Raw genomic sequence first — 10026 nt, 5'->3', positions numbered from 1 at the left:
CTCAAGAATGGGACACGGTTCGTAGAAATGGATTTTGCCCTCGCCAGCACTGACCATCTGTGGCTGGGAGAGGCCAAGATAAATAACTCGCTGGCTCCGGACCGCCCCCCTCGACGCACGACGAGCGCACCGGGCACGCGCTCCCGATGACGAGTTCGCGCCAAATACGCCCGCCCGGGGCGCACCCCCCGGCAGGTGGGGCAGGCGATGGGCCGTAGGGGCGCACACGTAGCAGAGCACGCCCTTTGTTCGCGCCCTTGTGCATCCAGTCGTCCGCCCGCTCACCACGAACGGGGAATGTCCGGTGTACGCCGCTGATGTGCTGGATGCGGTTGATCCACGAGCGCGGCCACGCTGCCGCGGTGTTCGACGGGAATTGGCGTTGAGGAGCAGCTCATGACGAAGGTTCTGCTGGTGCACGCGGTCTCCCTGTGGCGTGCCTCCTTGGTTTCCCTGCTCGGCAAGGACGACGGACTGCACGTCCGGGCCGAGGAGCCGGCCGGAGTGGCCACGGCCCTGGAGGAATCGGCGCAGGACATCCTGGTGACGGATCTGGACTGTCCGGATTCCCGGGAGGTCCTCAGAGTGGTGGAAACCCTGCGCGCCCCCTCCGATCGGGGCGGGGCGGTGATCGCCCTGGCCGTCCTCGCCCAGCGCAACCGCACCGGTGACCTGCGCCGGGCGTACGAGGCGGGTGCGACCGGCTACATCGACAAATGCGGTCCGGTCGACCACCTCTGCGAGGTGGTGCACAAGGTGGCGGCCGGCGGCCGGCACATCGACGAGTCCCTGGCCTTCAGCCTCCTCCAGGCGACCGACGTTCCGCTCTCGGCCAGGGAGTTACGCGTCCTCTCGCTGGCCGCGGACGGGGAGTCGGTGGCGTCCATCGCACGGTCGCTCTGTCTGGCCAGCGGCACGGTGCGCAACTACCTCGCCGCGGCGATCCGCAAGACGGGGGCGCGCAACCGGCTGGACGCGATACGGCTGTCCCGGGAGTTCGGCTGGTTGTGAGCCCGCCCGGCGCCCTCACCCGTCGGCGGGGCGGGTGGCCGTCCAGTGTCCGGCCAGCTCCCGGTAGAGGGGGGAACGGGCGAACACCTCCCCTGGGGTGCCGCAGAGGGTCGTTCCGCCGCCCACCACCAGGACCCGGTCGGCGCGCTCGGCGGAGTCCAGGCGGTGGGCGACCACGACCAGGGTGCCCGGGCGGCGGGCCAGGGCCTCCTCCGCCCGGGCCTCGGCCGCCGGGTCCAGTTGGCTGGTGGCCTCGTCCAGGACCAGCAGCGGGGCCGGTGTCAGATGGGCCCGCACCAACGCCAGCAACTGGGCCTCCCCCCGGGAGAGTCGGGCCGGGTCGAGGGTGGCGTCCAGTCCGCCCAACCGGGCCAGGAGCCCTTCGGCGCCCAGGTCGGCCACCGCCCGGTCCAGTGCGCGGTCGGTGGCGTCGGGGCGCAGGTAGCGCAGGTTGTCGCGGACCGTGCCGCCGAACACCCACCCCCGCTGCGGCACCAGTGTGCGTACGGCCGTGGGTTCGGGGCCGCCCGCCTCCGCGGCGGGGCGGCCGAGCCAGCGCACCTCGCCGGCGACGGGATCGAGGGTGCCGGTGAGGAGGGCGGCCAGCGTCGACTTGCCGCTGCCGCTGGGGCCGACCACGGCCAGCCGCTCCCCCGGGCGCAGGGTGAGGTCGAGCCGGTCGACGACCGGGCGGGCGGCCGGGCCGTAGGCGAAGGTGACGGAGCACAGTTGCGCGATGGCCCGGGCGGTGGGCAGCGGGCGACCGTGGGCGGGGTGACGGCTCGGCGGTGCCGGTAGCCGACCGGGGGTGCTGAAGCGGTCGAGGACCACGACGAGGCGTCCGCCCGCGGTGCCCAGGGCGGTGAGCAGCGCGTGCACGGTCGGCGCCAGCGACTGGGTGAGGTAGGTGAACGCTCCCAACAGGCCGCCGGTGGTGAGTCCGTGGCGCAGCAGCCAGGGGCCGGCGGCCAGGAGGAGGAGGGGCGGCAGGGCCCCGCACACGCCCAGCGCGGCGATGCGCACGGCGGTCCAGCGGGCGAGGGAGCGGGCCGCCCCCGCCTGTTGGCGGGTGAGGTGCGCGGCGGTGTCGAGGACGGAGTCGGCACCGCCGGCCGCCGCGATGTCGGTCACCGACGCGGCGGTCGTGCCGGTGTGCGCGGCGAACGCCTCGTCGGTGTCGAGGTAGCCGCGTTGGCGGGCCGCCATGGGGGTGAGGGTGGCGAGGAAGAGCCCCAGTCCGATCAGGATCGGCGGGAGCACCACGAGCAGGAGCCGCGGGGAGAGCACGGCGAGGCCGGCGAGGGCGCCGACCGCGGTGAACACGAACGACCGCAGGGACAGCACGAGTCCGGCCCAGCCGTCGCGGGCGATCTCGCTCTGGTGCGTCAGCCGGGAGACGGCCCGGGTGGCGGTCGTGCCGCTGGGTGCGCTGAGGGCCTCGGCGAGGCCGTGGGTCACGGCGCGTCGGACGAGTCCGTCGCGCAGCGGCTCGACCAGGTCGGCGAGGGAGCCGAACACTCCGCGGGCGGCGAACACCGCGGGCAGGACGGCGAGCGCGCCGACGAGGAGCCAGCAGAGTCCTGTGGTGGGGGCGGCGGCGAGGAAGCCGTCGTCGAGCGCCCGGGCGACCGCGTAGCCGCCGAGGAAGGTCTGCCCGAACTCCAGCAGGGACCAGGCGGCCAGGCGGCCGGCGGCCGGGCGCCGGCCGCGGAGGAACGGCCGTGCCTGACGGCGTACCCGGGCGAACTCCCCCGTGGTGTCGCCGCCGGACGGGCCCCGGCCGCTCATCGGAGGTGCTCGGGTTCCCCCGGGCGGGCGGACCCGGTGGCGGGAACGGTGCGGAAGACGGCCCGGTAGTCGGGGTCGTGCCACAGGTCCGGGTGGCGGCCGTGGGCGCGCACCCGGCCGCCCTCCAGCCAGAGCACGCTGTCCGCGGCGGCGGCCGAGGAGACCCGGTGGGCCACCACGATCCGGGTGCCGTGGTGCCGGCCGCGGGCGAGTGCCCGTTGGACGAGGCGCTCGGTGGCGGTGTCCAGGCTGGAGGTGGCGTCGTCCAGGATCAGCAGCCGACCGGGGTGGGCGAAGGCCCGGGCCAGTCCGAGGCGTTGGCGTTCGCCGCCGGAGAGGGGGGCGCGGTCGAGGGGGGTGTGGTAGCCCTGCGGAAGGAGGGTGATGAAGTCGTCGGCCGCGGCGGCCCGGGCGGCAGCGCTGATCTCCCGGGGGCCCGGTGCGGGGCCGGCTCCGAAGGCGATGGCGTCGGAGACGGTCGGTCCGAACAGGGCGGGCCTCGCGAAGGCGTAGGTGACCTCGGTGCGCAGGGCCGACGGGTCGATGCCGTCGAGGGGGACCCCGTCGAGGGTGACGGTGCCGTGGTCGGGGTCGCGCAGCCGGCCGGCGACGGCGGCCAGCAGGGACTTGCCGCCGCCGGAGGGGCCGACGACGGCGACCGTGGTGCCGCCGGGCACGGTGAGGTCGACGTGGTCGAGGAGGGGGGCGCCGTCCTCGCTCCGGACGCACACGTTCCGCATCCGCAGTTCGCCCGGTCCGCCGGGCGGCGGGGTCAGTCCGCGGTGGGTCCGGGCGGGCAGTCGGCGCAGGGGGGCGAGGCGGGCGGCGGCGGCCCGCCCCCGGGACACGGCGGCCAGCGCCCCGGTGAGCGCGCCGAGTCCGACCGCCAGCACGGCGTAGCGGGCGACGGCGAGCACCTCCCCGGCGGTGAGCGCGCCCCGGGACAGCCGCACCCCGGCCACGGCGAGCACCAGCAGGGTGAGCAGCGGCAGCAGCGCGGCGGCCGCGGCGGCGGCGCGGCCCTGGACGCGCCAGGTGCGGTGGCCGTGCGCGGCGAGCCGGCCCAGGGGTTCGAGGGCGCGGGCGCGTTCGTGGTGGGCGGTTCCGGCGGCCCGCACGGTGTCGATGCCGTCGACGGCCTCGGTGAGCCGGGTGGCGATGGCGGCCTGTTCCCGCTGGTAGTCGGTGGCGGCGCGGGCGGTGTCCCGGACGAGGGCGCGCAGGACGAGGGCGAACAGCGGCACCCCGACGAGCAGGGCCAGCCCGGTCCACGGGTCGACGAGGAACAGGCACAGGATTCCGCCGAGCGGGAGCAACACCGTGCCGGCCGCGGTGGCGAGGGCCACCGGGACCGCGGCGGCCTCGGCGGCGTTGGCGGTGAGCCGGGTGGTGAGGTCCCCGGCCGGGAAGGCGCGGGCCCGGTGCGGGGCGGTGTGCAGCACCCGGTGCAGGGTGTCGGTGCGCAGCCGGGCCGTGTACCGCGCGGTGGCGGTGCCGCCCACCACGGCGACCGCCGCGTCGAGGGCGGTCTCCGTCACGGCGAGGGCGGCCGCTCCGAGGAGGGCGGGCCAGGGCACCCGGCGGTCGGCGAGCACGGTGTCGAGGGTGTGCCCGAGGACGGCGGGCAGGGCGAGCGCGGCCAGGGCGGCGCCCACCGAGCAGAGCAGGACCACGGCGAGCGGCGCCGTGGCGGGGGCGGGGAGCGGTCGGTCGGAGCGGGGAGCGGATCGGCCGGGCACCGGGCTCCTTTCGACGACGGGGGCTCCCGATCGGGGGTGCCTCCGTCCGGCAGCGGGGCGCGCTGCCGGACGGAGGCACCGGTCCGGTCCCGGGCCCGGGGGCCCGGACCCGTGGTTCACGGTCGGGAGTGATGCGGCGCCGGGCCGGGCGGGCCGGTGCGGCGGCTCATCGAGCGGTCTCCCGGACCGGGTGTCACGGGGTGCAGAGGACGACGCTCAGGGAGCTGTACTCGCAGACGAGCAGGCTCACCTGGCTGCCCGAGGCCGGGCCCTCGAACTCCTCTTCGGGGGTGTCCAGGGCCTGGAGGTCGAGAAGTGCCATGGTGGTGATCCTTTCTGGGGACGGATGGATCTCATTGGGGTACGACCCCTGGACGGGGCCGGTCGGTGGGCCGCGTGAGCGGCGGGAGGAAGGGCAGTGCGGCGGGGATGTCCCCGAAGGCGCTGCCGAGGGCGAGCAGGCAGCCGGCGGTGCCGGTCGCCAGGTCCATGGAGCGGCGCAGCATCTGTTCGCCGGGGAAGGCCAGGCCGCCCGCGTGGGGCACGGCGTGCAGGCCGAGGAGGCGGGCGTGCCGGGTCAGGGTGCGACGGCGTTCCTCCGGGTCGCCGTGCGGGGTGCGGGCCAGGTGCAGCACCAGTCCTGCGGTGCCGCGCAGGAGGCCGGGCTGGATGTAGAAGGACGACCGCAGTCCCGGCTCGATGCGGGCGCGGGCGGCGCGCAGCTCCCCGTCCTCGCGGTGGCCGAGGTAGTCGTCGAGGACCATGGCGAGTCCGGCGCTGCCGCCGCCGAGGTAGGGCAGGGTGCGCTTGCCGTCCAGGACGAGGAGGGCGTCGTCGGTGCCGGTGCGGCAGCGGGCGAGGTCCCGGCGCAGTGCGGTGGCGGCCAGGTCGAGGTGGGCGGGGTCCCCGGTGGCCTCGTAGCGGCGCACGAAGAGCAGGGCCAGCCCGGTGGCGCCGTGCAGCAGCCCGGTGCGTCGGGTGGGCGCGCCGTCGAGGACGGCCCGGGCGGCGTGGGCGGTGCAGCGTTCGGCCGTGGTGCGCAGGGCGGCGGCCTCCGCGCCTTCGGCGGCGCCGGCGAGTTCGTCGAGGGCGAGGGCGAGCCCGGCGTGGCCGCTGTGGAGGTCGCTGGGACGGCCGTCGAGCGGTTCGCGGACGATCAGTCGGGCCAGGGCCAGGGCCTGGGCGCGGTGGCCGAGCCGGTGCAGGGTCCAGGCGATGCCGGCGAGGCCGTCGTAGAAGCCGGTGGGGGTGCCGGAGGCGGGGTCCTTCGTCCGGTCCAGGAGCCAGGCGGTCGTCCGGGGGCAGGGCTCGGCACCGGTTTCGTGCAGGGCGTACAGGATCCCGGCGGCCCCGTAGCCGAAGCTCTGGCCACCGGCCGGGGAGTGGAACTGGGCGATGTCACCGGGGTGGCTGCGGTCCTCGCGCTCGGGGGTGCAGGAGGCGGCGAGGGCGCGGACCATCGAGTCGCGGCTGCGCGGCCAGTCGGCCGGGTCGGGCACCGGTTCCCGGTCGGGTTCGCGGGGCGGCCGGCCGGTGGGGGCGGGTTCCCCGGTGGTCCGGAGGATCTCGGCGAGGGCGGGGGCGAGTTCGTCCTCGGTGACGGGGTACAGCCGGGTGATCTCCTGGACCAGGTGCCGGGCCTTGGCGCGGTCGATGCCGAGCAGCACCGTCAGCGGCAGCAGCAGGCACAGCCGCAGGCAGGCGAGGGCGTAGTGGTCGATGTCGGTGCCGCGCCGGTCGGGCGGGGCGACGAAGGAGGGGTTCGCCACGGTCTGGCGTTGCCGTTCGGCGGCGGGCGTGGCCGTTTCGAAGTCGATCAGGGCGACCCGCGAGCCGTCCTCGGAGAGCATGACATTGCTCAGGTGCAGGTCGTTGACGACCAGCCCGCGGCGGTGCACGGCGTGCACCGCATCGGTGACCCGGGCGTGCACCTCGCGGGCCCAGGCGGCGTGTTCGGCCAGTGCGGCGGCGGTGGGCGCGGCGTGCGCCAGGGGGAAGCGGCGGGCCAGGACCGTGTTGAGGGTGGTGCCCGGGAGGTGTTCCAGGGCGAGGAAGCGGTGTCCGTCGACGTCGAAGGAGTCGAGCACCCGGGGCACGCAGTCCAGGCCGGCGAGTCGTTCGAGGGCGGCGCGCTCCCGGTCGAGGCGCTGCACCGCGTCGGCCCCGTCCGCGGCGAGTCCGGCGTGCGGACGGCCCTCCTTGAGGACGACCCGACTGCCGGTGCGGGGGTCCCGGGCCCGGTACACGCCGCCGCCGTTGGAGAAGTGCAGCGCCCCCTCCACGGTGTAGGGCAGTGCGCCGGACGCGGTGCGCGCTTCGAGGTGCGGGGCCAGGAAGGACGGGGGCGTCACCCACGGGGGGAGCCGGAAGGCGGGTCCGCGGAGGTCCGGGACGAGGGTGCCGGCGGGATCGGCGACGGCGGGCGCCGGGCGCCCCTCGGCGTCGAGGCAGAACCTGCGGGCGAAGGCCCCGTAGCGGACGTGGACGGGACCGGCGCCGAGGCGCAGGTCGCTGAGGACGTAGGGGCCGTGTTCGCCGGCGAGGAGGTGGGCCAGTGCGGTGGCCACCACGGGGAACTGTTCCTCGGAGTGCGGGTAGACGGTGATGAACTTGCCGCTGCCGGCGCGGTCCGCGTACTTGGCGTTGCGCAGGAACAGCAGTCCCGGGCCGGGCACGAACTTCAGGGGGAGCCGGCGTTCGACGCAGAGCGCGAGGACGCGTTCGAGGACGCGTTCGGCGTTGTCGGCAGCGGCGGAGACGTGGATCTTCCAGCCCTGCGCGGGCAGGTGCACCCCGGGCGGGTGGAAGGAGAGCCAGTCCCCGTGCCGTTCGCTCCGCCATCCCCCGGGGGCTCCCCCGCGGGCGGCGGCGAACAGCTCCGACCCGGTGGCGGTCTTCTCGGCGCCGCGGTGGGGGGCGTCGTAGAAGTCGGGGTCCGCTTGGCAGTACGCGGCGTACTCCGGGTTCACACACGCTCCTCGCGGCTCCGGCGGCAGGGACGGAAGAAACGTTTCACGGTGGCATCGGGGCGGAACAGTCGCCGTTGTCACCACTGCGTGTCCCCCGAGGTCGTGCGGAGTGCACATGCGGACCGCGTACGGGTCCGGGACACCCCGCCGGGCGCCGGGGGGACGGGTCAGCGCCGACCGCTGCGGTCGACCACCTCGACACCGGGCGCCACCAGCCGGACCACCGCCCGCAACCGGTCGGGGTCGATGCGCCACAGGCACACCGGCCGTGACACCAGGGCGACTTCGGCGGAGGCACCGGACACCAGGGAACCGATGACCGCCCGCCCCACGGGCCCCGTCACGGGGGTGGAGTCCGACCCGAGCAGGAGGCCCACCCGACCCGTCCGCGGGCCCACCGCGTGGTCGAAGAGCACCACGGCCCGCACGTCCCGCCACGGCACCCGGCAGGTCGTCGTGCGGTACCGCAGGGGGTGTCCCCCGAGCAGCACCCCGGCGGCGTCGACCCGGAAGGCCGTTCGACGGGACCCGGCCATCGCGGTCAGGAGCACGGCCGGGAGCGTGAAGCAGAGGAGGCCGGTCCACCGCACGAGCGCGGAGAGTCCGGGGAGGAGGAGACCCAGGCTGAAGAGCGCGCAGCCGATCACCAGCACCGCCGTGCGGCGGTCCCAGCCGAAGCGCTCCTCGTACACCGGACGTCCGTCGATCGCCATCCCCCGATCATGCCCTCCGGTGCGCGGAGGTGTCGGGCGGGATGCTCTTATGGATGTCAAGCAGCGGTTGTGAGGTGGTTCGGGGCCGCTGCGGTGGCGTTCGTGGTGGTGAGGACGTGGTAGATCTCGCGGGCGACGAACCGCTTGAGGCAGCGGATGATCTCCTTCTTGGACATGCCCTCCTTGGTTCGTCGCTCCATGTACTGCTTGGTGCGTTGCTCCCAGCGCAGGCGGCAGAGCACGATCCGGTAGAGGGCCGCGTTCGCGGCCCGGTCACCGCCCCGGTTGAGCCGGTGGCGGTGGGTGCGGCCGGATGACGCGGGTAGCGGGGCGACGCCGCAGAGCATCGCGAACGCCGCCTCGGAGCGGAGCCGGTCGGGGTTGTCGCCCGCGGTGACCAGCAGCTGGCCGGCGACGTCCGGTCCGACGCCGTTCAGCCCGGTCAGGGCCGGGTTGATCTCCTGGGTGAGCGGGGCTATCAGCTCGTCCAGTTCCTCGATCTCCTGGCCCAGGTCGCGGTGGCGGCGGGCGAGGGACCGAAGGGCGATCTTCGTCGCGGTGACCGGATCGCCGACCTGCTCCAGGCTCGGGCGGAAGCCCGCGCAGATGGCCAGGAGGTCCTTGTCCTTCAGGTGCCGCAGCATGGTGCGGACGCCTTCCGGCGCGGTGACGATCAGGTTCTTGATCTGCCGTGTGACGTCGGACCGCTGCTGGACCGCGCTGCGGCGGGCGACCCGCAAGGCCCGCAGGGCCTCGACCCGCCCGTCACGGAACTTCGGCGTTCCGGTGCGGCGTTCTGCGAGCGCGGCCCGGGCCGCCGCCTCGGCGTCGACCGGGTCGGACTTGCCCTGCCACCGGCGCGTCTTGCGGTCCGGGCGGTCGATCTCCACGACTGTCACGTCGTGTTCACGCAGGTGGCGGGCGAGTCCGGCGCCGTAGGCGCCGGTGCCCTCGACCCCGACCATCAGCAGAGTCCCGAAGGACTTCAGCCAGGCCAGGAGCTTGCGGTAGCCGAGCGCGGAGGCGGGGAACTGGGCCGAGCCCAGGACCCGGCCCGCCGAATCGATCGCGGCCGCGGTGTGGGTGTCCTTGTGGGTGTCGACGCAGCCGGTGACCTCGACCTCATGGTGTGCCATCGTGGGGTGTGCCGTCCTGTCCATTCGACCGAGTGGGATGGCACCCGTCGGCCGGGAGGGCGGACAAGACAGTGATGGGGCCTCTGGCCAGGCTCTTATGAAGTCACGTCCCCCAGCCCGACGGATGCGGGCGAACGCCCCCCGGACAGAGCCGACAGATCCCGTTGAGGACCCTGAGTCAGTCAGGCGGTGGGTCAGACCCCGCCGGGGAACGCTCACGTACATCCTCACTGTCAGGCGGCGTGCGGGCCGCGCTGCGCCCCGCTCGCGTGGCGGGACCGTTCCCGGGCCGGAGCCGGGCGGCGCGGGGCCTGCCGGGCGGCCGACCACTCCATGACCAGGCACTGGTACTGCTGCCGCTGCTCGGTGGTGAGTCTGCCGCCCGCCCGGGCCCAGAGGGCGCGGATGTCCTCGTTGACTTCGTCGGCGGTGCGTGCGGCCGGCACGGGCCGGGCGGGGTCGGAGGGCGTGGACATACCGTGAATCATACGGTTATGGGGGTGAGGATCTCGTCAGCTTTTCCTGTGGGCGCACGGCGCCCGGCCCGAGGGCGTGCGGGGGGGGGGCGCCCCGGGGGGGGCCCCCCCCCCCCCCCCAAATAACAGCGGGGGGGGGGCGGGGGGGGGGGGGTGGGGGCCCCCCCCGGCGCCGCCCCCCCCCCCGGGGCGGC

The 10026-nt window shown here is 75.2% G+C and carries 8 protein-coding genes; 1 reads left to right on the top strand and 7 read right to left on the bottom strand.

Going from position 1 to position 10026, the window contains the following annotated elements; all coding sequences use genetic code 11:
* The first annotated feature begins 396 nt into the window (after positions 1-396).
* Positions 397-1011, top strand: coding sequence for a response regulator transcription factor (locus ABT092_RS30325; RefSeq protein ID WP_351249622.1), 615 nt, complete (start codon positions 397-399; stop codon positions 1009-1011).
* A gap of 15 nt (positions 1012-1026) precedes the next feature.
* Here the strand turns inward: ABT092_RS30325 and ABT092_RS30320 are convergent, their stop codons facing one another.
* The 7 genes from ABT092_RS30320 to ABT092_RS30290 all read right to left on the bottom strand — a co-directional run bounded on the left by ABT092_RS30320 (position 1027) and on the right by ABT092_RS30290 (position 9832).
* A complete protein-coding gene (locus tag ABT092_RS30320; RefSeq protein ID WP_351249620.1) occupies positions 1027-2799 on the bottom strand; it encodes an ATP-binding cassette domain-containing protein in 1773 nt (590 codons plus the stop codon).
* The gene (locus tag ABT092_RS30315) at positions 2796-4538 is read right to left on the bottom strand and encodes an ABC transporter ATP-binding protein (protein ID WP_351249618.1); all 1743 of its coding nucleotides are present in this window, start codon (positions 4536-4538) and stop codon (positions 2796-2798) included. Before ABT092_RS30315 ends, ABT092_RS30320 begins: the two co-directional genes overlap by 4 nt.
* 193 nt (positions 4539-4731) lie before the next feature.
* Positions 4732-4860 (bottom strand): SapB/AmfS family lanthipeptide, encoded by a 129-nt coding sequence (locus ABT092_RS30310; protein WP_351249616.1) that lies wholly within the window; start codon positions 4858-4860, stop codon positions 4732-4734.
* Positions 4861-4891: 31 nt separating this feature from the next.
* Entirely contained in the window at positions 4892-7507 is a 2616-nt protein-coding gene (lanKC, locus tag ABT092_RS30305) for a class III lanthionine synthetase LanKC (RefSeq protein ID WP_351249614.1), read from the bottom strand.
* Positions 7508-7674: 167 nt separating this feature from the next.
* Positions 7675-8220, bottom strand: coding sequence for a hypothetical protein (locus ABT092_RS30300; RefSeq protein ID WP_351249612.1), 546 nt, complete (start codon positions 8218-8220; stop codon positions 7675-7677).
* A gap of 56 nt (positions 8221-8276) precedes the next feature.
* Complete coding sequence (locus ABT092_RS30295; protein WP_351249610.1) at positions 8277-9356, bottom strand: IS110 family RNA-guided transposase; 1080 nt, start codon at positions 9354-9356, stop codon at positions 8277-8279.
* Between the two features lie 233 nt (positions 9357-9589).
* Positions 9590-9832 (bottom strand): hypothetical protein, encoded by a 243-nt coding sequence (locus tag ABT092_RS30290; RefSeq protein ID WP_351249608.1) that lies wholly within the window; start codon positions 9830-9832, stop codon positions 9590-9592.
* Between the last annotated feature and the right edge of the window lie 194 nt (positions 9833-10026).

The organism is Streptomyces sp. NPDC002490, from assembly GCF_040296045.1.
In the GTDB taxonomy this organism is placed as follows: Bacteria; Actinomycetota; Actinomycetes; order Streptomycetales; family Streptomycetaceae; genus Streptomyces.
The sequence above is the reverse complement of the archived record's forward strand: the minus strand, read 5'-3'. Positions and strand labels throughout refer to the sequence as shown.

Excerpts from the sequence above, each read along its gene's own strand:
- ABT092_RS30300 (WP_351249612.1), bottom strand. The coding sequence starts at position 8,220 with ATGGCGATCGACGGACGTCCGGTGTACGAGGAGCGCTTCGGCTGGGAC.
- ABT092_RS30325 (WP_351249622.1), top strand. The coding sequence starts at position 397 with ATGACGAAGGTTCTGCTGGTGCACGCGGTCTCCCTGTGGCGTGCCTCC.
- ABT092_RS30320 (WP_351249620.1), bottom strand. The coding sequence starts at position 2,799 with ATGAGCGGCCGGGGCCCGTCCGGCGGCGACACCACGGGGGAGTTCGCC.
- ABT092_RS30310 (WP_351249616.1), bottom strand. The coding sequence starts at position 4,860 with ATGGCACTTCTCGACCTCCAGGCCCTGGACACCCCCGAAGAGGAGTTC.
- ABT092_RS30295 (WP_351249610.1), bottom strand. The coding sequence starts at position 9,356 with ATGGCACACCATGAGGTCGAGGTCACCGGCTGCGTCGACACCCACAAG.
- ABT092_RS30290 (WP_351249608.1), bottom strand. The coding sequence starts at position 9,832 with ATGTCCACGCCCTCCGACCCCGCCCGGCCCGTGCCGGCCGCACGCACC.